This is a genomic window from Stenotrophomonas mexicanensis, from assembly GCF_032911605.1.
Lineage (GTDB): Bacteria > Pseudomonadota > Gammaproteobacteria > Xanthomonadales > Xanthomonadaceae > Stenotrophomonas > Stenotrophomonas maltophilia_A.
Window position 1 is genome coordinate 23,723 of the sequence record NZ_JAWJTG010000031.1, and the last position, 26,453, is coordinate 50,175.

Sequence of the window (26,453 nt, forward strand, 5' to 3'; positions counted from 1 at the left end):
ATGGGTGACGTCGCGCCTGTCATCCTGGTCACCGGTGCATCGCGCGGCATCGGCCGAGCCATTGCCCTGCACCAGGCCGCGCAGCACTCACAGCTGGTGCTGGTTGCCCGCGACGCGCAAGCGCTGGCCGAACTGGATGCAGAAGTGCAGGCACTCGGCGCACCCGCGGCGATGTGCGCGGCGCTCGACCTGACTGACGCCGATGCCATCGGCAACCTGTTCAAGCAGGTGTTTGCCCGCTTCGGCCACTTGGATGGCCTGGTCAACAACGCCGGCTTATTGCATGAAGGGCTGCTCGGCATGATCCGCGCCGAGGACATCGACCAGGTGCTGGCGGTCAACGTCAAGGCGCCGCTGATGGCCATGCAGTACGCCTCCAGGTTGATGGCACGCAACGGCCGGGGCAGCATCGTCAACCTGGTTTCGATCATGGGCGTCAACGGTGCCGCCGGGCTCAGCCTGTATGCGGCCAGCAAGGCCGCGCTGGTTGGCGCCACGCGCTCGGCATCCAAGGAGCTGGCCCCGCGCGGCATCCGTGTCAACGCGGTCTCGCCGGGCTTCATCGACACTGACATGACCCGCAACATGCCCGAAGCCGCGCACGCCAAGCGCGTCGCATCGATTGCAATGGGCCGTGCCGGTACTCCCGGGGAAGTTGCCGCACTGGTGGCCTTCCTGCTCAGCGATGCCTCCACCTATGTCACAGGACAGGTGATTGGCATCGACGGACAGATGGTGGTCTGAAATGCCGTTCTGGAACCTGGAACAACATGGCGCGCGTATTGCGCTGATCGATGGCGAGCAGTCGCTGGACTTCAACGCACTGGCCGCACTGGCCGATGCGCACGCCGCACGATTGCCGGAAGGGCGCGGCATGGGCCTTTTGTGCATGCCCAGCCAAGTCGAAGCGGTAGCCCTTTATCTCGGCGCACTGCGCAGCGGCCGCCAGGTTCCACTGCTGTTGCAGCCAGACACCGATCCGCAGCTGCTGGACGCTCTGGTGGGGCACTACCAGCCCGAGTGGGTCGCCAGCCCGGGACCGGCCGCCGAAGGCTATCGCACCGTGCACCAGGGCCAGGCACTGTCCCTGCATGTGCGCAATGCAGGCTCAACAAGTGAAGCCCTCCATGCCGACCTTGCATTGCTGCTGAGCACGTCCGGCAGCACCGGTTCCTCCAAGCTGGTCCGGCTTTCTGCCGCCGGTCTGGATGCCAATGCAGCGTCCATCGTCCAGTACCTCGGCCTGAACGGTGATGATCGCGCGATCACCACCCTGCCCCTGGCGTACTCGTTCGGCATGTCCATTCTCAACAGCCACCTTGCCGCAGGTGGATCGGTGGTCCTGAGCGAAGACAGCCTGATGACGCGCGGATTCTGGGACAGTGCGCGCCAGCATGCGGTGACCTCGCTGTCAGGCGTACCGGCCACGTTCGAGATCCTGCGCCGGATGGGCCTGGCCCGCATGCAGCTGCCCAGCCTGCGCATGCTGACCCAGGCCGGCGGCCGACTGCGTGACGAGCTGGTGGCTTATTTCGCGGAGTCCTGCCGTGAACATGGCCTGGAATTCTTCGTCATGTATGGGCAGACCGAAGCCTCACCGCGCATCAGCTACGTGCCTTCGGCGTGCATCGTCGACAAGGTCGGCAGCATCGGCGTGGCGGTTCCCGGCGGCACGATACAGGTCGATGCCACTACCGGTGAGCTGGTCTATTCCGGCCCCAACGTGATGATGGGGTACGCGACCACCCGCGGCGATCTGGCCAAGGCCGACGAGATGCAGGGCGTGCTGCGCACGGGCGATCTCGCCCGGGTGGACGAGGACGGCTTCCATTACATCACCGGCCGCGCCAAGCGCTTCCTCAAGATTTCCGGCAACCGGGTCAACCTCGACGAAGTCGAGGCCATGCTCTCGGCCGCACTCGGCCAGCAGATTGCCTGCTCGGGCAGCGACGATGACCTGGTCGCCTTCAGTCACGGCGCAGAAGTGGCCGACCAGGACCGGGTGCGCCAACTGGTGCAGGAGCGCTACAAGCTGTTCGGCGGGCACGTCCGTGCCCTCCACCTGGATGCGCTGCCGCTGATGGCCAGCGGCAAGGTGGACTACCAGAGTCTCCGGCAGATGGCCGGACAAGGAGCATCACGGTGACCGCACCTGCCCCCTCGACCGCTACCGCGGCCGCCGCACTCGATGTCGATGTGTTCGGCCTCGACCGTGCCAGCAAGCGCTCCTGGCTGCTGGACGGCCTGAACCGCCTGACCGCCCTGCACCGCGCGCAGTGCGCTCCCTACGCTCGCATTCTCAACGGCCTGTGGGCAGCAGAAGGTGCCGCCAGCCTCGAAGATGTGCCGTGGCTGCCAGTGCGCATGTTCAAGCTGATGGACCTGAAGAGCGTTGCCGACGACCAGGTCTCACGCACGCTGGTTTCCAGCGGCACCACCGGTGCCGCGGTGTCCCGCATCTTCCTCGACGCCGACACCGCGCGCGCGCAGGCACGGGCATTGACCCGCATCTTCTCCCACTTCGCCGGTGCCAAGCGCATGCGCATGCTGGTGGTGGACGACGCCAGCTTCCTGCGCGACCGCAGCCGCTTCAACGCACGCGCCGCCGGTATCCTCGGCTTCTCCAACTTCGGCCGCGACCACCTGTACCTGCTGGATGAAGACCTGCAGCCGGACTGGGATGCGCTGCAGCAATGGCTGCAGACCCATCCCGATGAACCGGTGCTGCTGTTCGGCTTCACCTTCATTGTCTGGCAATCGTTCGTGCAGGCCGCGCGCCGCGCAGGCAGGCAGATCCGTTTCCCGGCCGGCAGCATGCTGGTCCACGGCGGTGGCTGGAAGAAGATGGACGAGCAGAGGGTCGACAACGCCGCCTACAAGGCCGCACTGTCGGAAACCTTCGGCATCGAACGCGTCCACAACTACTACGGCATGGTTGAACAGGTCGGCTCGATCTTCTTCGAATGCGAGCATGGCCATCTGCACGCCCCGGCCTACGCCGATGTGATCGTGCGCGACCTGCAGGATCTGGCGCCGGTACCGCATGGCACCACCGGCGCGATCCAGGTCCTGAGCCTGTTGCCGGAAAGCTATCCGGGCCACAGCCTGCTCACCGAAGACCTCGGCGTGATCCATGGTGAGGACGACTGCGCGTGCGGCCGTCCCGGCAAGTACTTCGCCGTACTCGGCCGCATCAAGAACGTGGAAATCCGCGGTTGCAGCGATACCCGCACGGTACCCAACGCATGACCAGACTGCTCTTCTCCATCCACCCCGACGCCTCGCTGGACGCCGAACTGGAGCGCCTGGCGGCGCTGCCTCCCCTGCTGCCGTTCAGCGCGCCACTGCGCGAGTTCGTGGCGGATTTCTCCCGTCGCGTGTTCACCCTGCCGCAGCTGCGCCAGCATCCCGAGCTGGCCACACTGGGCCACTGGTTCCGCGGCGCAGCCGTCAACCAGCTGTCGCAGCGGACCGGCACACGGGCGACCGAGCTGGATCTGGCACGTGGCCTGGTGTTCCACCTGGCACCCGCCAACGTCGACGTGCTGTTCGCCTACGCCTGGTTGATGTCGGTGCTGTCGGGCAATACCAATGTGGCGCGCCTGTCGCAGAAGCAGAGTACCCAGCGCGACGCACTGGTCTCGATCCTGCATGACATGCAGCGCGAGGGCGTGCACCCGCAGGTGCTCGAACGCGCAGTGCTGCTGACCTACCCGCATGACGATGCCATTACCACGGCCATTTCCCTCCGTTGTCATGCCCGCATCATCTGGGGCGGCGACGCCACCGTGGCCAAGATCCGCTCGCTGCCGATCGCGCCGCTGGCACTTGAGCTCGCCTTCCCTGACCGCTTCGGCGTGGCCGTGATGCGCGCCACGGCGGTTGCCGATGCCAGCGACACCGAACTCCAGGAACTGGCCCGCCGCTTCTGCAACGACGTGCTCTGGTTCGGTCAGCAGGCCTGCTCTTCGCCCCGCACGCTCTACTGGATCGGCAATGACGCCGAGACAGGCGCTGCCAAGTCGCGTTTCTGGCCGGCCGTGCGCCTGCTGGCTGCCGCGCTGGAAGACGAGCCGGCAGCACTGATGGCGCGTGTGACCGATGCCAACCTGCTTGCAGCGCTGGGCCACGGCGTGCACGCAGCGGATGCCATCGGCCTATATCCGCTGCGGCTGGAAGCGGCCCGCGCCGATGGCGAGATCCGCGAGATCCAGTCCGGCCACGGCCTGGTGGTGGAAATCGATCTGCCCGCGCTGGATGCACTGGCCGCGCAGCTGGATGACCGCGACCAGACCCTGGTCCAGCATGGATTCAACGCAGAGCAGCTGCGTGATTTCCTATGCCGCCTCGAAAATCGTGCGATCGACCGCGTGGTGCCCTTCGGCCGCGCGCTGGATTTCCATCCCGTGTGGGACGGAACCGATCTGATCGACGTTCTCACCCGCAAGATCACCCTGCCAGCGAACTGAATCGATGAGCTACGTCTTCATTGCCTTGACCATCCTGCTGACCGTCTACGGACAGCTGATGCTGAAATGGCAGGTCAGCCTCAACCCCGGCGCCACCATTGATGGCCTCAACCCGCGCGCGATCATCATGCTGCTGCTGAACCCCTGGGTGATCAGTGCGTTCGCCGCAGCATTCGGCGCATCGTTGTGCTGGATGGCCGCCATCGGCCGGATGCCCCTGAGCAAGGCCTACCCGTTCACCGCCCTGAGTTTTCCGCTGGTTGCGACGCTGGCGGTATGGCTCTTCCGCGAGTCGTTCGACTCGCATAAGATCGCCGGCACCGCCTTGATCATTCTGGGCGTCATCGTCCTGTCTCGTTCTGGAGCCTGAACCATGCCGCAGAAGACCGATGGGTTGCACGCAGTGCTTTCATACCCGGCGGTCTATGACCTGCTGCAGAACCTGCTTGGAGCACGTCGGTCCCGTAGGCGGCTGATCCGCGACCATATCCGCCCGCGCCCCGGCGATCACATCCTCGACATCGGCTGTGGTACCGGCGAACTGTTCAGCCAGTTGCCGGCGGGGCTGCGCTATATAGGCTTCGACCTGTCCAAAGCCTATATCGAGGCGGCGAGGAAGCGGTTTGGCGATCGCGCCCGCTTCGAATGCATGGACGTGGCCGATTATGAAGTCGGCCACGACCAGCAGCAGAAAGCCGATCTGGTTCTGGCAGTCGGCATCCTGCACCATCTGGACGATGCCCATGCGCGCGCACTCATGCGCACCGCCTTCGCCGCGCTGAAGCCCGGCGGCCGTTTCATTTCCCTGGATGGTGCCTACGTGGATGGCCAATCGGCGATCGCACGTGCACTGATCTCCCGCGATCGCGGGCAGAGCATCCGCACACCCGCCGCCTACCACGCGATCGCTGCAGCCGAGTTCGGCACGGTGGATGGCCAGGTACGCACCGATCTGCTTTTCGTACCTTACACACACTACATCATGGAATGCGTGCGCTAGGCGCTCGCCAGCCACGATCAGGAGCCCCAGTGATTCCGTTCAACAAGCCGTTCATGACTGGCCAGGAACTGGTCAACATCACCCATGCGCACGCCAATGGCCACCTCAGTGGCGATGGCCCGTTCACCAAACAGTGCCACGCCTGGCTCAACCAGCGCACCGGTGCCAGTGCCTCGCTCCTGACCCACTCGTGCACCGCTGCATTGGAGATGTCGGCACTGCTGCTCGACCTGCAGGCCGGCGATGAAGTGATCATGCCGTCCTACACCTTCGTTTCGACCTCCAATGCGTTCGTGCTGCGCGGTGCGATCCCGGTGTTCGTGGACATCCGCAAGGACACGCTCAACATCGACGAAGCTCTGATCGAAGCAGCGATCACGCCGCGCACCAAGGCCATCTGCGTAGTCCACTACGCCGGCGTGGCCTGTGAAATGGACGAGATCCTCGCCATTGCAGAGCGCCACGGCCTGGCCGTGGTGGAAGATGCTGCACAGGGCATCATGTCCACCTACAAGGGGCGTCCGCTGGGCACCATTGGCGATCTGGGCGCGCTGAGCTTCCATGAGACCAAGAACATCATTTCCGGTGAAGGCGGCGCGCTGCTTTGCCGCGACCATGTCTACGCCGAGCGCGCCGAGATCGTGCGCGAGAAGGGGACCAATCGCAGCCGCTTCTTCCGCGGACAGGTCGACAAGTACACATGGGTGGACGTGGGCTCATCGTTCCTCCCCGGCGAGATCACCGCTGCCTTCCTGGCCGCGCAGATGGATGCCGCGGAAGACATCACCGCACGTCGCTTGGCCATCTGGGAGCGCTACCACGCCTGGGCGGCACCGCACGAAGCCGCAGGACGGCTGATCCGCCCCACCATTCCGGCGCACACGACGCACAACGCGCACATGTACTACATGCTGCTGCCGTCACTGGATGCGCGTACCCACTTCATCCAGTCTCTGCGCGAACAGGGCGTGCAGGCCGTTTTCCATTACATCCCCCTGCATTCGTCGCCGGCAGGCCTCAGCCATGGCCGCACGGGTTCGTCGATGCAGGTCACCGATGAGCTCAGCGAGCGCCTGGTACGCATGCCACTGTGGATCGGCGTGGAGCAGCACCTGGATGCGATCCTGGCAGCGGCTGATCGTGTACTGATGGGTTGACCATGCAGAGCCGTACTCCTGTCCTGGATGCCTGGATCAACTGGCGTACGCTGACCGTACTGCTGTTGGCGATGCCTGCCTTCATCAATGCTGCTGCCTACATCTCCTACGCCGGCATTCCTTTTGTCACCTCGGATGGTTGGTACTTCGTCGATGCGTTCCTGCAGAAGCACTACCACGCAGGGCTGTCGCTGCAGGACTTCTATGTCAAGCGAAGTGCCGACGACCATGCCCAGCCCGTGCAGAAGCTCCTGCTGCTCTGGAATGCCGAGGCGTTCAATCTGGACTTCGTCATCGAGTCCTACATGGGGCTGGCGATTGCAGCTGTCGCATGGTCGCTGATGCTGCATGTCATGGCGATGGACAATCGCGGCAACAGGCCCGGGATCTGGTGGTTGCTGCCTGCAGTCGCCAGCGCGGCCAGCTTCGTGTCCCTCAGCGGGGGGATGGTGTTCAACTGGTCACTGGTGACCCTGGGCTATCTGGGGCCACTGGCCGCCACGGCCCTGGCGGTGGCGGCGTGGACAGGCGTGGAGAAGAAGCGATGGTGGCCGTTGGTTGCCGTTGCCGCCCTCGTTGCATTCACCCAGGACGCGACCGCAGTCATCTGCGCGATCAGCGTCATCTGCGCACTGCTGCTTCGCGAGTTCAAGCTGCGCGGCACGACCCTGCGTCCAACCGCGGTCGCTGTCGTCATCGTGGCCGGCTGGATCGTGGCCTACAAGCTGGCCAGCAGCCTGTATCTGCACTCGGGGCTGCCCGTCCTGGCAACAGGTGGGCAAGGCGTGAGCGCACTCCTCGACATGGGCGTGGAGCCGATTGCGCGGATGATGCTGACCATCGCTGCCCTGTCGGTGTCCGACCTGCCGCCGCTGCAGCTGCACTTCCCCGGCCGCGGCGAGTTGTTGCACCTGGTGCTCGGTGCCGTGGTCATCGCTTCGCATGCATGGTTCTGGTGGCGCGCCGTCCGTGATCGATGGAACAGCACCCAGTTCCTGGCCGTCGTGCTGATGCTGTTCTGCTACGGTGCAGTGGCAGGCATCATCATCACGCGCGTGTCCATGTTCGGGCCCGGCTACGCCTCCCAGCAACGCTACCTGATGCTGTACCAGCTGGGCACGGTCGCCATCGCACTTCTGTCGGCCGGCAGCAACTGGCGCACATGGGGCCTTGTGCAGAAAGGCCTCGTCTCGATCGGCCTGCTTGCGCTGATCGCCGCCCAGCTGCCTCTCAGCAGAGCGACCTGGAGTGACGCTCCCTACGTGCAGGTGTACGGCAACAACCTCGGACGACAGATGATCCTGCTGGGTTCCAATCCCCAGGCCAAGCTGGCCGCGTGCGCACCGACGCTGGTCATATGCGAGGCAGAAAACGGGGAACGCATCCGCTCGATCACGCTGCTGCGCGACCATCATCTCAACGCCTACTCGGCCGAGATGCTGAGCCGTTACTCCATGGAGGCGATCGCTGCCCCCACCGGTCCGATGGAAGTCGTCACGCCCGCGGACGACGCCTCGAAAAAATGAATGATTCAGTCTTCTGGCGGGCAGACTGAATCCACTGCCGGCTGGATGTACATCAACTGCTGGGAAGTCGTTTCGTCCAGCACTTCGATGCGATCTCCTGCATGCAGGACTTCAGTGAAGGACGCGGCACCCGCCGTACTGCCGGCTGCGAGATCGGTGCGTTCTCCATCGGTCCGAAGCAACTGGATGCGCACCCCGGTGGCATCCAGCCCGGCAGGCAGGTTCCAACGCAGCTCTCCCGCCTCCGCCCCGTCCCCGCACGCCGTGCGGGCCGGGACAAGACAGACCGCGCACCCCTCCCCGGCCTGCGCGTTCAGCACCTGGTAGGCCACGGCCGTTACGTCTGCCGGGGAACGCTGGCACGCAGACAACATCAGCACCATGGCTGCGATCGACAATCCATTCATGGTGCGCATGCCGGCTCCTGCGGAAATAGCGCCATTCTATCCATGCTGCGGCGACCTCGCTGGGTGCGCCTGAACGCGGCAGCGGCGAGGGCCAACAAGGCCGGCGTGTTCTGGGATAATTCCATGATCGAAGAACTTCTGGGATGGCGATGAGCTCCGTAAAGCGAGAAGAACCGATGAATGACGCGCGCAAGAAGGTACTGGTCGTTTTCGGTACGCGTCCGGAGGCTATCAAGATGGCCCCCGTCGTAGAGGCCCTGCGCAATGCGCCCGGCATCGAGCCTATCGTTGCGGTCACTGCCCAGCACAGGCAGATGCTGGACCAGGTGCTCGAGCTTTTCGAGATCCGGCCCGACGAAGACCTGGATGTGATGGAGCCGGGCCAGACCCTGCAAGGCCTGTTCAGCAAGATTCTGATGGGCATGTGCGACGTCATCGCGCGGCGCAAGCCCGATCTGGTCCTGGTCCATGGCGATACCAGCACGACGCTGGCTTCCGCATTGGCAGCGTTCTACAACCGGGTTCCCGTAGGCCATGTCGAGGCGGGGCTGCGCACGGGCGACCTCTACGCACCGTGGCCTGAAGAAGCCAATCGCTGCCTGACCGCTCCGTTGACGTCCATGCACTTTGCACCCACCCAGCGTGCCCGCGACAATCTGCGTCGCGAGAACATCGACGATGGGCGGATCCTGGTCACCGGCAATACCGTCATCGATGCACTCCTGCAGGTGACGAACCGCATCGAGCACGACGACGCCCTGCGCGAAAGCCTCGCGGCACGTTTCCCGTTCCTGGATCCTTCCAGAAAACTGATCCTGGTCACCGGCCACCGTCGGGAAAATTTCGGTGATGGATTCGAGCAGATCTGCCAGGCACTTCGCAGCCTTGCAGACCGCGGCGATACACAGATCGTCTACCCGGTTCACCTGAATCCGAATGTCCAGGAGCCGGTCAACCGATTCCTCGGCAATCATCCGGCGATCACCCTGATCGAACCGCAGGACTATCTGCCCTTCGTGTACCTCATGTCCCAGGCCTATCTGCTGATTACCGACTCAGGCGGTGTCCAGGAGGAAGCCCCGTCGCTGGGCAAGCCGGTGCTGGTGATGCGGGATGTGACCGAACGCCCGGAAGCCGTCGAAGCCGGGACCGTAGTCCTGGTCGGTACCGATGCGGCGCGCATCGTGGCCGAGGCAGGTCGCCTGATCGATGATCCAACGGCCTACCAGCAGTTCTCGCGCAGTCACAATCCCTACGGCGACGGCACCGCCGCCCAACGCATCGCCGACGCCATCAGCAACGGCTGAAGTGCAGAAAAAAAAAGGGGCTGCGCCATGCGCAGCCCCTTTTCCGTTATCCGCAACGATGCGGGAAACGCCGGTTACGACCGATAGCCGTGGGGCGACCACTTGCCCCACTTCGCCTCGTACAACGCCTTGTTCTTCTCAAACAGAGCCTGTTTGGCCTCGGCCTTGAGCTTGTTGAAACTGGCGGAAAGATGGTGGTGCACGAACACGTCCTCCGCGCACAACCGCACCAGCCCTGCCTGCTCCAGCCGACGGCAGTAGTCGTCGTCCTCGAAGAAGCCCACGCCGAACTGCTCATCCAGGCCGCCAACCATGGTGTAGGCCTGCCGCGAAATCATCACGCAGAAGAAGGCACTGGTCGCGATCTCGAAACTCCGCCCGGCATTTGCCCGAGTGTACCGGCCCGCCAGCTCCACCATCTGTTCCATTGATTCGTAGCTGATCTGGATCTTGGCTTCGTTGCCGATGTTGTTGGTCACCGGCCCCACGAGACCCGCATCCGCGCGACGGCGGAGCTGGTTACGCAGGGTACGCAGCCAGCCCGGCGTCACATAGGTGTCGTTGTTCAGCACGACCAGGTAGTCGCCCCGGGCAACATCCAGGCCTACGTTGTTGCCTGCCGAGAAACCAAGGTTGCTCTGATTGGCGATGAAGCGCCGGTTGGCCGCGCCCTGCTCCCACTCCGCCAGGTACGCGGGACTGTCATCGCTGGAGGCGTTGTCAACGACAATGATCTCGACGTTCTCATAGTCCGTGTTGACATCCAGGCTGTGCAGGCACTGCTTGGTGTAGTCCAGGTTGTTGTAGGTCAGCACGACGATGCTGATCAGCGGTTCGCTGATCGAGGAGAGCGCATCATCCAGGGCCTCAGCACGGTGCAGCCAGGTCTGCCGGGCCGCGAATGCCTGGCGCGACGCCAGCAGGCTGTCATCATCGGCTTCCGCCAGTGCAAGGCGGACCTGCTCCAGGTATCCCTCGTGGTCACCTGCCAGGCGCACCAGCCCTTCAAACTGGGCCAGCTCCGGCAGATCCACTGAAACGACCGCCTTACCCGCACTGAGATACTCGTACACCTTGACCGGGTTGGTCGCCAGGGTCAGGGGAATGACCTTGAAAGGCAGGAGGCAGACGTCGAATGCATGGAGCCAGTACGGCAGTTCGGCATACGGCACCTCGCCGACGAAACGTACGTTGTCGATACCCTGCAGGCTGGCGGCAACGTTGGCCGTGTCACGACCGATCATCAGGACAAGCGCATCCGGGTTGTCCAGGGCAACCCGGCGCAACAGCTCTGCATCAAACCACTCTGCAATGGCACCGTAGTAGCCAATGATCCGTCGGCCCTTCGCATCGGCGAAGACCTTGGCCGGCGGAGTGCAGAAATGAGCGTACTCGGTGGCATTGCGCACCATCACGATGTTGCGCGCGCGCGGGCTGAGCTCGTCGTGCAACCACTGGGAAGTAACGACCAGCAGGTCCGCCCGCTCGATCAGCTGGCGCTCGCCCTCCATGATGCTGGCAGCGTTGTCTTCGAAACCGCCATGGTGGTCCATGCAGTCATAGACAAGCTTCGCGTTAGGAAGGCACTGCGCCGGCTGCAGCCAGTATGGGTGCTGCACGAACGACATGCAGCGAACCGACCGGGTCCATCCCAGCAACGCAGACAGACTGGACTGGATCGCAGCCACCTGCTCATTGCCAGGCATTGCGTGATAGATCTGCGGCGCAGTGGCCAGGTTGAGATTCACCTGGAACAGGCGACCGCTGTCATCCAACGGCTCGACTTTGAAACCCGCTTCGGAGGCGTCGACGAAATTGTTGGATATGTAAAAGACCCGGTGCCCCTTGGCAGCCAGCGCCATTGCCAGATGCTGGGGACGCTGGACGCGGAAGTTCCAGTCAATCACAGCCCAGACAAACACGTCAGTGGAGTTGGCGTCGGCGGCAGCGAGGGTCGGCAGGTGGGAGTAATCGACGAAGCCAAGCGGATCGCCCACGGTCACCTTCGGAGAAGGCGAGATGATCTGCGCCAGCCGCGCGCGATCCGACGGATCCAGGCGTCCGTTGCGCAGCGTCCGGATACCGAAGCGCGTGGCTGCCTGCACCGAGCGCGGGGCATGCTTGCCGATGTTTCGAAGCTCCTGCATGGGGCTGGAGAGAAAACGCCGGATGACACGCATCGGCCGGGTGATACGCCAGGACGTGCTCCGGTGGAGTGCATCCAGTTCCTGGTCCATGGCCAGCAGGCGCAACCGCAGTCGCTGCAATTGCACGTCGGCCGGCTGTTCGTCATCCGTGCCTGCAAGCGCGTCCAGCTTCGCACCTGCCGGGGCCCCCACCAGATTGACGATCTCCGCTCCCAGTCGGAGCGTCGCACCCACGCTCTGATCGGCCTCGACACGCGCCGCCGATGCCTGTGCGAGTAGCGCCTCGGTATCAGCCAACAGGCCGGCTCGAATGTTCCGATCCTCCTGCAGTACATTCCTCACCTGCACCAGGTCAGCATGTGCATCGTTGAGACGATCCAGCAAGGTGCTGCCGACCAGCAGGGGCTGCAGCGCCTGCAGCGCAGACTCCAGGATCCGCGCATCGCGCGCTTCGCGTGCCATCTGCTCGTGGCTCCACGCTGGCCCGGTGGACTGTGCAGTCAGGTCGCGCACCAGCAGCCACTTGTCCAGATCCACACGCAGCTGATCCAGTGCCTGCACCTGCTCCGGTGCAGCGGGCACGTGACTGCGCAACGTGCCCAGGTCGCCATTGAGCTGCAGCGCAAGCTGCGTTGCCGAAGCGAGAAGCGGACGCAACGGGCTGGGGGGTTCTGTACCCAGCTGCAGATCCTGCAGGGTCAGTGACTGCTCACCCAGCCAGGTGGGGTCGGCCCAGACCAGCAGCACCTGCTCGCCCGGCCAGAAGCAAGGGTGATCATTCCGCGTATCGCGGGCACTGGCATGCACCAGCACCTTGCCGTCGATCTGCTGCGGAATGTTCTCCGGCATGAAGGAGGCATGGTGCTCTTCAATGCGATGCCGCTCGCGATAGGGCAGCATCAGGACGATGCAGTGCCGGGCGCGCGCAGCAACCGTGCCGAGTACCTTCCACGGTTCGTGGAAGTGTTCCAGCGTGTTGGAGCTGAAGACCACGTCGAAGACGGGCGCATCCGCCTGTGCGGTGGATGCAAGCCAATCGTCGCTGATGAAACTCAAGCCTGGGAAGCGCTGCTGTGCGTCGGCAATCGCAACGGCAGAGAAGTCGACCCCGGTGAACATCGCGCCGGGAATGCTCTGCGCTACTTCCTGGGTACCGTCTCCCAGTGCGCAGCCCCAGTCGCACCAGGTCAGGCGGCGCTGGCTACTGGCACGCACCAGCCAGGCGGGAAGCATCTGCACGGCAAGCGCGCCAAAGAAGCGTGACTGTTCGCGTCCACCGAGATCTTCCCAATCCTCACCGAAACGACCGTTCCAGTAATTCTTGGAATTGATTACGTCATCAGACACGGAGCAACTCCTTGAACACATGCTCGATTTTGGGTTGGTAAATGCCGAAGTGGCGAACCGGGCTGATCACCGAGAAGTACCGCACGCCTTCGATGTACTCGTAGTACTCCACAACCGGCCCCGCGCGCTTCTCGACTGCAGCGACAAGGAAGTACTTACCTTCAACCAATCCGTTCTCGAAGGCAAACTCGATCTCCACCTCGGCACCCGCTGACCAATGCGCCGGCGGCGTGCTGCTGCTGTCGTCGGTACTGGATACGACGATGTCATGTCCTCTCAGATCCTTGATGGAGAACGCGACCCGGAACGACTCCGGCGCGTAATCAGGAGGCAACAGGACCCGGATCCCGATGCGGCAGCGCTGGCCCCATTCGAGCAGTTCGCAGTCGCGTTGATCACCCGCGGCCAGGGTCACGGCGCGGATCAGGCCGATCTGCTGCCCCCAGTGCGCCAGGGGCTTTTCCTTGTGAACCGTCGGTACGTCGGGAGCTGCCGTGTCCTGCACGCCAGCGTCCCCGCCTGCACTGCTTCCCTCTTCATCGTGCGCATCGACGCCCACCGCTGGATGCAGCGCCTCGGGATCATCCTGGAAGATGGACTCCATGTACCGGGAGCTGACCTGCAGCACCGGCCCCAGCTCTTTCATCCCGCCGCGCTCCAGCCAGAGAGCCCGCTGGCACAGCGTGCGCACGGCCGCCACGTCATGGCTGACGAAAAGAACAGAGGCGCCATCGTCCTGGATGGCCCGGATACGCTTCATGCAGCGCGCCTGGAAGCGCGCATCACCCACAGCGAGGGCTTCATCAACCACGAGGATGTCCGCATCCACGGACGTCGCCACCGAAAACGCCAAGCGGACAAACATACCGCTGGAATAGGTCTTGGTCGGCTCATCGATGTACGCACCGATGTCGGCAAACGCACAGATGTCGTCGAAGCGGCTCTCGATCTCCGCGGTTTCCAGGCCGAGAAGGCGACCATTGAGGAAAACGTTCTCCCGGCCCGTGAACTCCGGGTTGAAGCCAGCCCCCAGCTCCAGCAGCGCTGCGATCCGGCCACGCACTTGGACGTGCCCCTCGGTCGGGGTCAGCGTGCCGCACAGCATCTGCAGCATCGTGCTCTTGCCCGAGCCGTTGCGCCCCATCACACCCAGCGCTTCACCGGGCGGAACCTCGAAGCTGACACCACGCAATGCCCAGACTTCCTTGCTGTGCTTGGCAGGTGCCATGCCTAGGCCGCGACGCACCGGATCCGACATCAACTGCATCAGCCGGTCAACCGGCTTGGCAAACATGTCATATCGCTTGCCCAAGCCCTCCACCCTGATCAGCGCGTCAGATGACATCGGCAAAACCCCTACGCACGTACTGGAACACGGACAGCCCAAACAGCATGATCAGCAGACCCACAAGGTACTGCCACAGCAGAAGCCCCATGTCCGGCCAGTGGCCGAATATCAGCGTATCGCGCACCCCATCCATGACGCCTGTGATGGGATTCAGCTCGACGATATGACGGAAGGAGGCAGGAACCGCGGTAATCGGATAGAACACCGGTGACAGGAACAGCAGCATCGTCGTGACCAGCGGCATGATCTGCCCCAGGTCGCGCAGATAGACACCCAACGCGGAGAACAGCCAGGTGCAGCCAAGGGTCGCCAGCAGCAATGGCATCATCACGACCGGGAAGGCGATGGCAGTGACCGGGACGCTGCCCTTCAGCAGGAGCATGGCGATCAGCAGCACCAACAGGCTGACCAGCATGTGGAACAGCGCGGACAACGCGGTCGACACGGGCAGTACTTCCAACGGGAACACCACCTTCTTCACGAACTGCCCATTGGCCGTGATCAGGCCCGGCGCCTTGTTCAGGCATTCGGAAAAGAAGCCATAGACCACCAGTCCCGAGAACAGGATCAGCGCGAACTCCGAAGTCAACGGCGCGTCACTGTGCGTGCCTGTCCAGCGCGAGCGGAAAATGACGCCGAACACGAACGTGTACACGCCCAGCATGAGCACTGGATAGAAAAACGACCAGGCGAGACCGATCACCGAGCCCTTGTAGCGTGCGAATACATCCCGCTTGGCCATTTCCCAGGCCAGGCTTGCGCGGGTGGCCAATGAACGCTCCGACGTGGCGGGCGCATGGGTCACTGCAGCGCCCTTTCCAGATCCACCTGCAGATCCCCCAGATCCTCCACACCCACGCTCAGCCTTACCAGCGCATCACTGATCCCCAGCTGCTCCCGCCGCGCGACCGGAATCGAGGCATGCGTCATCACCGCCGGATGGTTCACCAGGCTTTCCACGCCGCCCAGCGACTCGGCCAGAGTGAACAGTTCGGTCTTCTCGCAGAAGCGCTTGGCCGCCTCGAACCCGCCCTTGAGCACGATCGAGACGATGCCGCCGTAGCCGGCCATCTGCTTGCCGGCCAGCTCATGCTGCGGGTGAGACGGCAGGCCCGGGTAGATCACCTTCTCCACCGCCGGGTGCTTTTCCAGCCACTGGGCCAGCGCCAGCGCGTTGGCGCAGTGCGCCTTCATGCGCAGCGGCAGGGTCTTCAGGCCACGCAGGGCCAGGAAGCTGTCGAACGGGCCCTGCACACCACCCACCGAGTTCTGCAGGAAGGCCATCTGCTCCGCCAGTTCGGCGTTGTCGCCGACCACGACCATGCCGCCGACCATGTCCGAGTGGCCATTGAGATACTTGGTGGCCGAATGCAGGACCAGGTCCGCACCCAGTTCCAGCGGACGCTGCAGCATCGGCGAGGCGAAGGTGTTGTCGACGACGACGATCAGGCCATGGCGCTTGGCGATGGCAGCGACCGCAGCGATGTCGACGATCTTCAGCATCGGGTTGGTCGGGGTCTCGATCCACACCATCTTCGTCTTCGGCGTGATGGAGGCTTCAAACGCCGCCAGATCGGTCAGGTCGACGAAGCTGAAGTCCAGCCCGGCGGTGCGGCGACGCACGCGCTCGAACAGACGGAAGCTGCCGCCGTAGATATCGTCCATTGCCACCACATGGCTGCCGGCGTCCAGCAGCTCGATCACGGTCGAGCTGGCCGCCATGCCCGAAGCGAAGGCAAAGCCGCGGGTGCCGCCTTCCAGCGACGCCACGCAACGCTCATAGGCGAAGCGGGTCGGGTTGTGGGTACGCGAGTACTCGAAGCCCTGATGCTCGCCCGGGCTGGACTGGGCGTAGGTCGAGGTGGCGTAGATCGGCGGCATCACCGCGCCGGTGCTGGGGTCGGGCGACTGGCCACCGTGGATGGCCAGGGTAGCCAGGGCCAGGGCGCGATCCTGGGAAGTTGCGTTGGACATGTTCTTTCCTGAGGGGCGCCGACGCACGGCGCCATCGAAGGTGCGGAAGTCTACCAGCGCGGCCTTAACGACCTTTGACGCGGATAAACCAGGATTCAGCAGTGAACGTCGGCGATCAGCGGCTTACTGCACGCGACGGCGCAGATAGTTCAGCAGATCGATACGGGTGATCAGGCCCAGGAAAGTGTCGCCGTCCATCATGATCGCCACCTGGCCGCGGTCGAACACCGGCAGCAGCGCCTCGATCGGCGACTTCACGTCCAGCCGGTCCAGCTTGCTGACCATCGCGGTGGCGACGGTGTCGCGGAAGCGTGCCTCATCGCCATACACGTGCAGCAGCACGTCGCTTTCGTCGACGATGCCGACCAGCTGCTCGCCGTCCATCACCGGCAGCTGCGACACGTCGTACAGCTTCATGCGCTGGTAGGCAGTGGTCAGCAGGTCGTTCGGACCGATCACCACGGTGTCGCGCTGGCCGTAAGGGCGCAGGATCAGGTCGCGCAGGTCGCCGTGCTGCGGGCGCTGCAGGAAACCGTTGTCCAGCATCCAGTAGTCGTTGTACATCTTCGACAGGTACTTGTTGCCGGTATCCGGCACCAGCACCAGCACCTTCTTCGGCGTGGTCTGCTCCTTGCAGTACTTCAGGCCGGCGGCCAGCAGGGTGCCGGTGGACGAACCACCCAGGATGCCTTCCTTGCCCAGCAGTTCGCGTGCGGTGTGGAAGCTCTCGGCATCGCTGATGGCATAAGCCTTCTTGACGCGGCTGAAGTCGGAGATCGACGGCAGGAAGTCCTCGCCGATGCCCTCCACCAGCCAGCTGCCCGACTTGTCGTTCAGATTGCCGTCGTTGATGTACTCGGCCAGGATCGAACCGACCGGATCGGCCAGCACCAGCTCGGTCTTCGGCGACAGCTTGGCGAAGGCGCGCGACAGGCCGGTCATGGTGCCGGAGCTGCCGCAGCCGAACACGATGGCGTCGAGGTCGCCGCCCATCTGCTCAAGGATTTCCGGGCCGGTACCGAATTCATGCGCGGCCGGGTTGTCCGGGTTGCCGAACTGGTTGATGAAGTAGGCGCCCGGGGTCTGCTCGGCGATGGTCTTGGCCAGGTCCTGGTAGTACTCCGGATGGCCCTTGGCCACGTCCGAGCGGGTCAAGCGTACTTCGGCGCCCATCGCCTTCAGGTTGAAGATCTTCTCGCGGCTCATCTTGTCGGGAACGACCAGGATCAGCTTGTAGCCCTTCTGCTGCGCGACCAGGGCCAGGCCCAGGCCGGTGTTGCCGGCGGTACCTTCCACCAGGGTCGCACCCGGCTTCAGGTCGCCGCGCTGCTCCGCCGCCTCGATCATCGACAGGCCGATGCGATCCTTGATCGATCCGCCCGGGTTGGCGCTTTCGAGCTTCAGGTAGAGCTCGCAGACGCCGGTGTCCAGGCGCTGGGCCTTGACGATCGGGGTCTGGCCGATGAGTTCAAGGACGGAAGAATGAATGGGCATTCGGAGGACTTTCGGTTCGCGCCGCACAGGGCCGGACCGATGATTATCCGACGGATGGCGATGAAAGTCAGGTCGGCAGGGCCGCAGCCCGTCCACCGTAAAAAGAGATGCGGACGGCCCCGGATCGACGAGGAGACCGGTACCGCCCGCATCGGTGAGCTGTGCCTGCAGGCCAAGGCACCACGGCCTGTGGTGCCTTGGCGCGGCCGCCTCATCGGCGGTGCGGCGATGCCGGGGCAGGAGCGCCCGGCGGGGCCATCGATGGCCGGGTCACGCCGTTCCGGGCGTGACGGGGTGCGTCAAAGCGTGGGGGACGTCATTGGGAGCGGTGTTTCGTACATTCGCAGAAGTCGTTGCTTGGCCAGCAGCTTCTCGCGCTTCATGCGACCCAGGGTGACATCATCGATCGGGAGTACACCCAACTCCGCGTCCATGCACTTCTTGTTCAACTTACGGTGCTGGTCATGGAGTGCCCTGAACTCCGGATCACGCGCGCGACGGGCGTCGATCTCGCTCTGGGGCTGATCTTCAAACATGATGGACCTCCTTCGACAGATACACGAACGCCCCGGCCGCAAGGCACGGGGCGTTGTTCATGGAGGAGCGCCGGTCGATGGCCACCTGGATGCCTGCAACGACCTGCGGCACTGGCCTGCGCACGTCGATCTGCTGCGGTTCGCGCCCTGTTTGCATCGGCCCGGCCCTCCCATCGTCCGGTCCGCGGCATTGCGTCCCGGACGATTGACCCTACGCCTGCTCAAGGCGGGGTACAAGACCCCTGCGGCAAAAAGACCGAACCCCGCCGGGGCGGGGTTCAGGCTGAATGCTCATCGCAACGAAAAACAAACAATATCAAGCAATTACGGGGCGATGATGACCTCGGCCGAGCGTGCCCGGGTGGACGCCGCCTTCTTGCCGCTGAGCTGGATCCGGTTGCTCGCGACACCCGCCGCGACCAGGGCATCGCGCAGGGCCTCGGCACGCTTCTGACCGACCCCGTTGGCGCTGTCATAGGCCTCGATGCGCAGGCGGCCCTTCTTGCCGATGTTCAGGTACTCGGCCAGTGCCTTGGTCTGGTTGCGGGCCCCACCGGACAGGCTGGAGGCGCCAGCGGCAAATGCGTCACCATTGAAGGTGAAGACTTCGCCACGGCCATCGAACTTCGAGCCCGGCAACTTCTGCCCGGATACCAGCTCGGCTTCCTCGCGGGCCAGCTTGGCGGCGTTCTGCTGGGCGGCGCTGAGGCGCTGCTGCTGCTTGCCGGCCACGCTGGTCAGAGCATTCTCGGCATCCTGGCGGGCCAGGGTCTCGGCCTCGGCGGCCTGGCGCAGGCGCTCAGCCTCCTCGGCCTGCATCTGCGCCTGCATGCGCAGCTGCTCGGCCTCCTGGCGGGCACGGGCGGCATCGCGGCGGCTGGCCTCGATCAGCAGATCACTGCGGGTGCGCTCGAGGCGATCGACCTCACGCGCGGCCAATGCGGCACGCACGGCAGTCTCGGCAATCTCCACCCGGCGCTCGGCCAGGTAAGTGGCCAGCTCCTGGTCGCGGCGCTTGGCCTTGTCCAGGGTGGCGATGGCCTGCTGGGCCTGCATGCGCTCGAAGGCGCCCAGCTCAGCCGTGTCGGGATTGGCCTGGATGGCCATCAGACGCTGGCTCAGTTGCGCCACCATCGGGTTGTCGGCGGCCAGGGCCAGGGTCGGCAGCGTCAGCAGGGCAGCCAGGGTTGCGGCAGTCATCGGCTTCACCGGCGGTCCTCCCCGGTCGACAGCTGGCGTTGCAGCTGGTTGACCTCGTTGCGGCGCAGCTGCAGCTGCGCGGTGACGGTGGCTTCCTCGCTGCGGGCGCGGGCCAGGTCGGCATCGGCAGCGGCGCGCAGGGCGATCGCCGGGGCGTTCTTGCGCTCGCGGCGGTCGCCGGCAGCACGCTGGGCCTGTTCCAGCCCCTGCCGGGCCAGCCCGATCAGGTCCGGGGCGTACTGGTCGGCGTCGGCCTGGGTGGCCTTGTCGACCGCCTGCCGGGCCTGGGCCAGTTCCAGTGCGCCGTCCTGCGCCGAGGCGGGGGCAGACAGTGCGAATGCAAACGCCATCACATACAGGCCATGGCGCATTCGTGCGAAGCTAAGTCGTTTCATTGGGGAGGCCGTACCGGTTGTCGGTTCACGGCCATTGTCGTCAAGCCGACACCGTGCTGGCAACGGGCGTCGGCCGTTTCGTTGGGGAAAATTCGCAATGGATATCGGCTACTTCCTGAAGCTGATGACCGAAAAGAACGCTTCGGACATGTTCCTGACCACCGGAGCACCGGTCTACATCAAGATCGAGGGGAAGCTCTATCCGCTGGGCAACACCGGCCTGCCGCCGGGCATGGTCAAGAAGATCGCCTACTCGCTGATGGACGAAGGCCAGGTGCCGCAGTTCGAGCGCGAGCTGGAGCTCAACATGGCCATCGCCCTGCCCGATGCCGGGCGCTTCCGCGTCAACGTGTTCAAGCAGCGCGGCGAAGTGGGCATGGTCATCCGCGCCATCCGCAGCCGCATCCCGAGCATCGAGGAGCTGAACCTGCCGCAGGTGCTGAAGGACGTCATCATGACCCCGCGCGGGCTGGTGCTGGTGGTGGGGTCCACCGGTTCCGGCAAGTCCACCTCGCTGGCGTCGATGATCGACCACCGCAACAGCACCACCACCGGTCACATCCTCACCATCGAGGACCCGATCGAGTACCTGCACAAGCACAAGATGTCGATCGTCAACCAGCGCGAGGTCGGGCTGGACACCCATGCCTTCCACAACGCGCTGAAGAACGCGATGCGTGAAGCGCCGGACGTGATCCTGATCGGCGAGATCCTGGATGCGGAAACGATGGAGGCGGCGATCGCCTTCGCCGAAACCGGCCACCTGTGCCTGGCCACCCTGCACTCCAACAACGCCGACCAGACCATCGAGCGCATCCTCAACTTCTTCCCTGAAAGCGCACACAAGAACGTGCTGATGAACCTGGCGCTGAACCTGCGTGCGGTGATCAGCCAGCGCCTGGTGAAGAACAAGGAGGGCCGTCGCCTGCCGGCCACCGAGGTGCTGATCAACACGCCGATGATCCGTGACCTGCTGCGTCGCGGCCAGGTGCACGAGATCAAGGCGGCGATGGAAGGCTCGCTGGAGGAAGGCATGGAGAGTTTCGACCAGTGCTTGTTCCGTCTGGCCAAGGCCGGCATCATCGAGCAGGAGGAAGCGCTGCGCGCGGCCGACTCGCGCGATGGCCTGGCCCTGAAGTTCCGCCTGTCCGAAGGCAGCAGCGGCGAGCACGACCCGTATGCGGATTTCTCGGCGGGCGCACCCAGCATCACCCACGGCTTCTGACCACACGAAAAAGGGGACGGAGGGAATTAAGTCGTATATGCACTTACGACGTAATTCCCTCCGCCCCCTTTTTCTGAAGCGTTCAGGGGTGATCTCATCCAATGAGACCCCTCATCCGTAGGTTTCCTCAATGGAAACCATCCGCAAGCTGGCCATCCTGGCCGATGCCGCCAAATACGACGCCTCCTGCGCCTCCAGCGGCTCGGGCAAGCGCGATTCACGCGCTAGTGGCGGCATCGGCAGCACTGAGGGTATGGGCATCTGCCACAGCTATACGCCGGACGGCCGCTGCGTTTCATTGCTGAAAATCCTGCTGACCAACTTCTGCGTCTACGACTGCGCCTACTGCGTGAACCGGGTCTCCAGCAACGTAGCCCGTGCACGTTTCAGCGTGGACGAGGTGGTCACACTCACCCTGGACTTCTACAAGCGCAACTACATCGAGGGCCTGTTCCTGTCCAGCGGCATCATCCGCAATGCGGACTACACCATGGAACAGATGGTGGAAGTGGCCCGGCAGCTGCGCGAAGAACACCGCTACGCCGGCTACATCCACCTCAAGACCATTCCCGAGGCCTCGCCGGAGCTGCTGGCCAGTGCCGGGCGCTATGCCGACCGCCTGTCCATCAACGTGGAACTGCCGACCGAAGCCGGCCTGAGCGCCTTGGCGCCGGAGAAGACGGTGCATTCGATACGCGGCGCGATGGGCGAACTACGCTGGCGCATCGAGGAAGCCAAGGAGGCGCGCAACGCCCCCGCAGCGGTGGCGCCGAGGGCCAGCCGCAGTCCACGCCCTCCCCGTTTCGCACCCGCCGGGCAGAGCACGCAGATGATCGTCGGCGCGGACGGGGCCAACGACCAACAGATCCTGGCCAGCGCCGATGCGCTGTACGGCAACTACCGCATGCGCCGGGTGTACTACTCCGCGTTCAGCCCGATTCCGGACGCCAGCCGGCAGCTGCCACTGCAACCGCCTCCGCTGCAGCGCGAACATCGCCTCTACCAGGCCGACTGGTTGCTGCGCTTCTACGGGTACGGCGTGGATGAGATTACCGATACCACCCAGGACGGCATGCTCGACCTGGATATCGACCCGAAGATGGCTTGGGCGATCCGTCACCCCGAGCGCTTTCCTGTGGATCTCAACCGCGCGCCGAAGGAAATGCTGCTTCGCGTACCCGGGCTGGGCGTGCGCAACGTGAAACGGGTGCTGATGGCACGCCGCCACGGTCGCCTGCGGGTTGCCGATGTAGCACGCCTGAAGGCACCGATGAGCAAACTGCTTCCGTTTGTGCAGCTGGCTGACCACCATCCACGCAAATCGCTGGACGATCCGGCGGCGCTGCGCGCGCAGTTGGCCCCACCGCCTCGTCAGGGATCGCTGTTTGATGCACCGCCCGCCGCCTGACGCGCAGCGCTGGTCGCTGCGGGTGGACCCGCAGTGGTCGCTGCAGGCCTGGCGCGATGCTGCGCGCGAAGCGTTGCTGCGAGGCGTGGCCCCGCCTCAGCTGGACTGGCTGGAAGGGAGCGAAACGTCGTTGCTGGATGCGCCGGCCGTGCAGCGGGCGCCGATGCTGGCTGATGCCAGTGCACCCAACGTGCCCCGCGATTTCCTGGAACTGGCGGCCACCTGCCTGTGCCATCGCGACCCCCAGCGACTGGCCTTGCTGTATCGCCTGCTGTGGCGCATCGTCCATGGCGAGCGTTCGGTGCTGAGCAACCCCGCCGACGCCGATGTCCTGCGCGCAACGGCGCTCGCCCAGGCCGTCCGCCGTGACACGCACAAGATGAAGGCATTCGTGCGCTTCCGCGAGGTGCCTGGCCAGCCTGATGCGTTCATCGCCTGGTTTGAGCCACAGCACCACATTGTCGACCGGGTCGCGCCCTTCTTCGCGCGCCGCTTCACCGGCATGCGCTGGGCGATCCTCACGCCTTCGCGCAGTGTCGCATGGGATGGGCAGGCGCTTGCTTTCGGCCCCGGCGCACGGCGCGAGGATGCCCCGGCCGAGGATGCGCGCGAATCACTGTGGCAGACCTACTACGCCAACATCTTCAATCCGGCGCGACTCAATACACGCATGATGATGCAGGAGATGCCGGCAAAGTACTGGCGCCACCTGCCGGAGGCCCAGCTGCTGCCACGCTTGGTGCGCGATGCGGCCGACCGCGTGCAGGAAATGCATGACCGTCCCGCGCAGGCACCGCAGCGCAGGATCCCCCTGCGTGCAGGTGTTGCGATGCCAGCAGCGGATGCCAGCAGTCTGGAGAATCTACGCGAACAGGCCAGCACCTGCCGCCAGTGCCCGCTGTGGGAGCAGTCCACGCAGACCGTGTTCGGACAGGGGCCTGCAGACGCCCGCATGATGCTGATCGGGGAACAACCTGGCGACACCGAGGATCTGCGCGGACAGCCGTTCATGGGTCCTGCCGGTCAGCTACTGGACCGTGCGCTGACCGAATTGGGAATCGATCGCGCGGGGCTGTACCTCACCAACGCCGTGAAGCACTTCCATCATGAACGGCGTGGCAAGGTGCGACTGCACAAGCGACCGGAAAGCCGGCACATCCAGGCCTGCCGCCCTTGGCTGATGGGTGAGATCGCGCGCGTGCGGCCCCAGGTGATCGTGTGCCTCGGCGCGACAGCGGCAGACTCGGTGTTTGGTCGTGGGTTCGACCTCTCACGCGACCGCGGACGCTGGCACACGCTGGAAGACGGCACCCGCGGCTATGCGACCGTGCACCCGGCGTGGGTGCTGCGGCAAGGCGACGACGCCCGGCGTGAGGAGGCCTACCGGCTGTTCCGCGATGACCTGCGGCAGATACATGAAGTCGCCGAGGATGGGAATGCAGGAAGCCTGTAGCCTGACATCTCCGTAGCGAACCCTCTTCCGCTGCGGGCTTCGGTGGAATCTACTGGACAGATGGCCGGATCAGCGTCACCTCGACGTAGTCCGCCCCGGCCTCCGCCGTTCTGTCCAATCGAAGGTACACCACTCCTTCGTGCGGGCTGGCAAGGGATGCTTCGACCCATCGAACAGTCTGCCGCCCCATGCTTCCCGAAGCAATACCCACGCCATTGGAGTACAGCGTGTATGAGACCGGCGACTCCGGACGTTCTTCGAACTTGAAAGGGAACGTCGATCCGCTGACATAGAATCCAACCGACGTGGAGTCCGATCTGACAGGAATGGAAAGCACGGCGCAGGCGCTTCCGTCCTTGAAATCGATCCGTGCGCGCTTTTCATCCAGCGACAGGACGGCATCGGAGCGCTGGCACGCACCCGTTGCGCTGGCTCCCACCGGCAGAAGCCTGACACCCTTCATGACGTCTGCCGCCGAGGGCAGAACGGCGGACACCAGGGTAACCAGCAGATAGACGACAACGATCCCTACTCCGCCCACCAGATAACGACGACCGTTGCCCCTGGGGCCATCCGCATTGTCACGGGCGAACACAGACATCGCAGCGAGCAGCGACAACGCCGGCGCAATCACTACGCTGTACCTGGCCTGAGACTCACCCGCACCGATTACCATCAGTGCGAATGCACCCACGAAGATGAGGCAGGCCAGCGAAAGACCCTCATGCTTCGTCTTCAATACCCCCACCACGGACAAGCTCAGACCTGCGAACACGACCAGACCCAGCCACGGAAACAGCGTGGAATCGAACGGGATGTCACTGAGCACGCCATTGTTCAGAGAATCCGGGTTGCCAGGTGGATAGTTGAAGGCAGACAGGCCGTAGTAGCCGGAACCTGCAAAAACAACCTGTGATTTTCTGAACAGATAGCCGGGCCAATCCCAGAAACCCGACGAAAACTCCGTGGACACCTTGTAGGCCATGTTGGCGAACCGGGCTGATTCTGGCGTCGCGGTCCAGAAGTGCTCTGCCCACCTGTAGTTCACCGCAAAGTTCTGGTCAGAACTGAAGTCGATGGAGGAAAGCGCGCGCAGCGGCTCGACCAGATCGGGCAAGCCTGTCGGATTTACCTTGTTGAAAGCAGCAGTCATCGCGAACAAGCAGATGATCGACGCCATCGGCAATGTCACCAAGGCCAACCGTCGCTGCGCAATACTTCTGCACAGGGCCCATAGCAGCAATGCAACGACGAAGATCGTGCCGATCGATCTCAGCTGGTTTCCCAGGAACGCGATGGCGGCAATGGCCACCGCCGAGAACAGGGCGACGGGCCACCGGCCCTCGAGCCCGGGAATGAGCAGGAGGAATGCGGCGATGGCCAGGACCGCGGCGTTGTCCGTGGTTATCAGGGTCGTCGTGAACCAATACTCTGGATACAGTGCGAGCAAGAGCGTGGCAAGCGCCGCCGCTCTGCCGCCATGATTTCGCCTGACGCCGAAGTACCACAGTAAAAGCGTCGCGCAGTGCAGACCGATGTTGCTGACCTTGAACCACACGTAGCCCTCGCCGAAGATGCGCCCAACAAGCGTGGAATAGAAGTACGAACGCAGCCAGTAGGTGCTGTTGTCGGCAAGGTACGCGGACTGACATTTATCCAGCCACTGCACCATCGACGATGTTGCGGCGACACCACAGCGGTAGTAGACGCCGAAATCACTCGGCTGGCTCGAGCTGAACGCGAATCCCCACACACCCGTGGCACAGCAGGCAAGGATCGGTATCAGGATGTTCCAGCGGTCGTGGCCCAGCGGTACACGCGATCTGTAAGCCAGGGCTGCCATGACCACGACCGCCACATAGCCCGCCAGCACGCCGTAGCCACCCAGTCCAACGCCAACGGTGAAGGCCGCCAGTGCGCCGACCAGCAGCATTCCCAACCCCCAGCTCTGCACGAGCGCGGGCAGCACCGCCAACAGCCTATTCATTGATTTTCCTTGCCAGTCGCCGGTTATACCGGCGGTGTGCGACGCGCCGGAATGGCGATTCTACCTACGCGCG

Annotated in this window: 22 protein-coding genes; 12 read left to right on the plus strand and 10 right to left on the minus strand. The window is 64.1% G+C overall.

Features of this window, described 5'->3' with window-relative positions; genetic code table 11:
- From R1L06_RS13985 to R1L06_RS14020, 8 genes are read left to right on the plus strand one after another with little or no spacing between them, the layout of a single operon-like run.
- Complete coding sequence (locus R1L06_RS13985) at positions 1 to 744, plus strand: SDR family NAD(P)-dependent oxidoreductase (RefSeq protein WP_317217999.1); 744 nt, start codon at positions 1 to 3, stop codon at positions 742 to 744.
- Between the two features lies 1 nt (position 745).
- The gene (locus R1L06_RS13990) at positions 746 to 2,146 is read left to right on the plus strand and encodes an AMP-binding protein (protein WP_317218000.1); all 1,401 of its coding nucleotides are present in this window, start codon (positions 746 to 748) and stop codon (positions 2,144 to 2,146) included.
- Entirely contained in the window at positions 2,143 to 3,249 is a 1,107-nt protein-coding gene (locus R1L06_RS13995) for a LuxE/PaaK family acyltransferase (RefSeq protein ID WP_317218001.1), read from the plus strand. The genes R1L06_RS13990 and R1L06_RS13995 overlap by 4 nt, the downstream gene beginning before the upstream one ends.
- Complete coding sequence (locus tag R1L06_RS14000; RefSeq protein WP_317218002.1) at positions 3,246 to 4,469, plus strand: acyl-CoA reductase; 1,224 nt, start codon at positions 3,246 to 3,248, stop codon at positions 4,467 to 4,469. Before R1L06_RS13995 ends, R1L06_RS14000 begins: the two co-directional genes overlap by 4 nt.
- A gap of 4 nt (positions 4,470 to 4,473) precedes the next feature.
- Positions 4,474 to 4,839, plus strand: coding sequence for an EamA family transporter (locus R1L06_RS14005; protein WP_317218003.1), 366 nt, complete (start codon positions 4,474 to 4,476; stop codon positions 4,837 to 4,839).
- 3 nt (positions 4,840 to 4,842) lie between these two features.
- Positions 4,843 to 5,469 carry a class I SAM-dependent methyltransferase gene (locus R1L06_RS14010; RefSeq protein WP_317218004.1) on the plus strand — a complete coding sequence of 209 codons (627 nt, stop codon included), beginning with the start codon at positions 4,843 to 4,845 and terminating at the stop codon, positions 5,467 to 5,469.
- 29 nt (positions 5,470 to 5,498) lie between these two features.
- A complete protein-coding gene (rffA, locus tag R1L06_RS14015; protein ID WP_317218005.1) occupies positions 5,499 to 6,626 on the plus strand; it encodes a dTDP-4-amino-4,6-dideoxygalactose transaminase in 1,128 nt (375 codons plus the stop codon).
- Between the two features lie 2 nt (positions 6,627 to 6,628).
- A complete protein-coding gene (locus R1L06_RS14020) occupies positions 6,629 to 8,152 on the plus strand; it encodes a hypothetical protein (protein WP_317218006.1) in 1,524 nt (507 codons plus the stop codon).
- Between the two features lie 5 nt (positions 8,153 to 8,157).
- Here R1L06_RS14020 and R1L06_RS14025 read toward each other — a convergent pair whose 3' ends face one another.
- Entirely contained in the window at positions 8,158 to 8,568 is a 411-nt protein-coding gene (locus R1L06_RS14025) for a hypothetical protein (protein WP_317218007.1), read from the minus strand.
- A gap of 167 nt (positions 8,569 to 8,735) precedes the next feature.
- On the opposite strand from R1L06_RS14025, the gene wecB reads away from it, so the two are divergent.
- Positions 8,736 to 9,866, plus strand: a complete 1,131-nt coding sequence (wecB, locus tag R1L06_RS14030; RefSeq protein WP_317218008.1) for a non-hydrolyzing UDP-N-acetylglucosamine 2-epimerase — start codon at positions 8,736 to 8,738, stop codon at positions 9,864 to 9,866.
- Positions 9,867 to 9,940: 74 nt separating this feature from the next.
- Here the strand turns inward: wecB and R1L06_RS14035 are convergent, their stop codons facing one another.
- The 8 genes from R1L06_RS14035 to R1L06_RS14070 all read right to left on the minus strand — a co-directional run bounded on the left by R1L06_RS14035 (position 9,941) and on the right by R1L06_RS14070 (position 20,283).
- Complete coding sequence (locus R1L06_RS14035) at positions 9,941 to 13,381, minus strand: glycosyltransferase (protein ID WP_317218009.1); 3,441 nt, start codon at positions 13,379 to 13,381, stop codon at positions 9,941 to 9,943.
- Positions 13,353 to 14,705 (minus strand): ABC transporter ATP-binding protein, encoded by a 1,353-nt coding sequence (locus R1L06_RS14040; protein ID WP_317218010.1) that lies wholly within the window; start codon positions 14,703 to 14,705, stop codon positions 13,353 to 13,355. The genes R1L06_RS14035 and R1L06_RS14040 overlap by 29 nt, the downstream gene beginning before the upstream one ends.
- Entirely contained in the window at positions 14,695 to 15,513 is an 819-nt protein-coding gene (locus R1L06_RS14045) for an ABC transporter permease (RefSeq protein WP_317218011.1), read from the minus strand. Before R1L06_RS14045 ends, R1L06_RS14040 begins: the two co-directional genes overlap by 11 nt.
- The gene (locus tag R1L06_RS14050) at positions 15,510 to 16,682 is read right to left on the minus strand and encodes a cystathionine gamma-synthase (RefSeq protein ID WP_317218012.1); all 1,173 of its coding nucleotides are present in this window, start codon (positions 16,680 to 16,682) and stop codon (positions 15,510 to 15,512) included. The genes R1L06_RS14045 and R1L06_RS14050 overlap by 4 nt, the downstream gene beginning before the upstream one ends.
- 123 nt (positions 16,683 to 16,805) lie before the next feature.
- Positions 16,806 to 18,176 carry a pyridoxal-phosphate dependent enzyme gene (locus R1L06_RS14055; protein ID WP_317218013.1) on the minus strand — a complete coding sequence of 457 codons (1,371 nt, stop codon included), beginning with the start codon at positions 18,174 to 18,176 and terminating at the stop codon, positions 16,806 to 16,808.
- A 299-nt stretch (positions 18,177 to 18,475) separates the two neighbouring features.
- On the minus strand, positions 18,476 to 18,712 hold the full coding sequence (locus R1L06_RS14060) for an HP1242/YdcH family protein (protein ID WP_004154075.1): 237 nt from the start codon (positions 18,710 to 18,712) through the stop codon (positions 18,476 to 18,478).
- Positions 18,713 to 19,036: 324 nt separating this feature from the next.
- A complete protein-coding gene (locus R1L06_RS14065; protein ID WP_121504819.1) occupies positions 19,037 to 19,921 on the minus strand; it encodes an OmpA family protein in 885 nt (294 codons plus the stop codon).
- Positions 19,918 to 20,283 (minus strand): DUF4398 domain-containing protein, encoded by a 366-nt coding sequence (locus tag R1L06_RS14070; RefSeq protein WP_317218021.1) that lies wholly within the window; start codon positions 20,281 to 20,283, stop codon positions 19,918 to 19,920. The genes R1L06_RS14065 and R1L06_RS14070 overlap by 4 nt, the downstream gene beginning before the upstream one ends.
- A gap of 121 nt (positions 20,284 to 20,404) precedes the next feature.
- Here R1L06_RS14070 and R1L06_RS14075 point away from each other — a divergent pair, with 121 nt between their 5' ends.
- The 3 genes from R1L06_RS14075 (at position 20,405) to R1L06_RS14085 (ending at position 24,393) form a co-directional block, all read left to right on the plus strand.
- A complete protein-coding gene (locus tag R1L06_RS14075; protein WP_014645840.1) occupies positions 20,405 to 21,532 on the plus strand; it encodes a PilT/PilU family type 4a pilus ATPase in 1,128 nt (375 codons plus the stop codon).
- Positions 21,533 to 21,662: 130 nt separating this feature from the next.
- On the plus strand, positions 21,663 to 22,940 hold the full coding sequence (locus tag R1L06_RS14080; RefSeq protein ID WP_317218014.1) for a putative DNA modification/repair radical SAM protein: 1,278 nt from the start codon (positions 21,663 to 21,665) through the stop codon (positions 22,938 to 22,940).
- On the plus strand, positions 22,921 to 24,393 hold the full coding sequence (locus R1L06_RS14085) for a UdgX family uracil-DNA binding protein (protein ID WP_317218015.1): 1,473 nt from the start codon (positions 22,921 to 22,923) through the stop codon (positions 24,391 to 24,393). The genes R1L06_RS14080 and R1L06_RS14085 overlap by 20 nt, the downstream gene beginning before the upstream one ends.
- A 49-nt stretch (positions 24,394 to 24,442) precedes the next feature.
- Here the strand turns inward: R1L06_RS14085 and R1L06_RS14090 are convergent, their stop codons facing one another.
- Positions 24,443 to 26,380, minus strand: coding sequence for a hypothetical protein (locus R1L06_RS14090; RefSeq protein ID WP_317218016.1), 1,938 nt, complete (start codon positions 26,378 to 26,380; stop codon positions 24,443 to 24,445).
- Positions 26,381 to 26,453: the final 73 nt, after the last annotated feature.

Bases quoted from the DNA above. Each gene is read 5' to 3' on its own strand.
- wecB (WP_317218008.1), top strand. From the start codon at position 8,736: ATGAATGACGCGCGCAAGAAGGTACTGGTCGTTTTCGGTACGCGTCCG.
- R1L06_RS14085 (WP_317218015.1), top strand. From the start codon at position 22,921: ATGCACCGCCCGCCGCCTGACGCGCAGCGCTGGTCGCTGCGGGTGGAC.
- R1L06_RS14040 (WP_317218010.1), bottom strand. From the start codon at position 14,705: ATGTCATCTGACGCGCTGATCAGGGTGGAGGGCTTGGGCAAGCGATAT.
- R1L06_RS14055 (WP_317218013.1), bottom strand. From the start codon at position 18,176: ATGCCCATTCATTCTTCCGTCCTTGAACTCATCGGCCAGACCCCGATC.
- R1L06_RS13985 (WP_317217999.1), top strand. From the start codon at position 1: ATGGGTGACGTCGCGCCTGTCATCCTGGTCACCGGTGCATCGCGCGGC.
- R1L06_RS14010 (WP_317218004.1), top strand. From the start codon at position 4,843: ATGCCGCAGAAGACCGATGGGTTGCACGCAGTGCTTTCATACCCGGCG.
- R1L06_RS14090 (WP_317218016.1), bottom strand. From the start codon at position 26,380: ATGAATAGGCTGTTGGCGGTGCTGCCCGCGCTCGTGCAGAGCTGGGGG.
- R1L06_RS14050 (WP_317218012.1), bottom strand. From the start codon at position 16,682: ATGTCCAACGCAACTTCCCAGGATCGCGCCCTGGCCCTGGCTACCCTG.
- R1L06_RS14060 (WP_004154075.1), bottom strand. From the start codon at position 18,712: ATGTTTGAAGATCAGCCCCAGAGCGAGATCGACGCCCGTCGCGCGCGT.
- R1L06_RS14000 (WP_317218002.1), top strand. From the start codon at position 3,246: ATGACCAGACTGCTCTTCTCCATCCACCCCGACGCCTCGCTGGACGCC.
- R1L06_RS14025 (WP_317218007.1), bottom strand. From the start codon at position 8,568: ATGCGCACCATGAATGGATTGTCGATCGCAGCCATGGTGCTGATGTTG.
- R1L06_RS14070 (WP_317218021.1), bottom strand. From the start codon at position 20,283: ATGCGCCATGGCCTGTATGTGATGGCGTTTGCATTCGCACTGTCTGCC.
- R1L06_RS14075 (WP_014645840.1), top strand. From the start codon at position 20,405: ATGGATATCGGCTACTTCCTGAAGCTGATGACCGAAAAGAACGCTTCG.
- R1L06_RS14080 (WP_317218014.1), top strand. From the start codon at position 21,663: ATGGAAACCATCCGCAAGCTGGCCATCCTGGCCGATGCCGCCAAATAC.
- R1L06_RS14005 (WP_317218003.1), top strand. From the start codon at position 4,474: ATGAGCTACGTCTTCATTGCCTTGACCATCCTGCTGACCGTCTACGGA.
- R1L06_RS14020 (WP_317218006.1), top strand. From the start codon at position 6,629: ATGCAGAGCCGTACTCCTGTCCTGGATGCCTGGATCAACTGGCGTACG.
- R1L06_RS13990 (WP_317218000.1), top strand. From the start codon at position 746: ATGCCGTTCTGGAACCTGGAACAACATGGCGCGCGTATTGCGCTGATC.
- R1L06_RS14035 (WP_317218009.1), bottom strand. From the start codon at position 13,381: ATGTGTTCAAGGAGTTGCTCCGTGTCTGATGACGTAATCAATTCCAAG.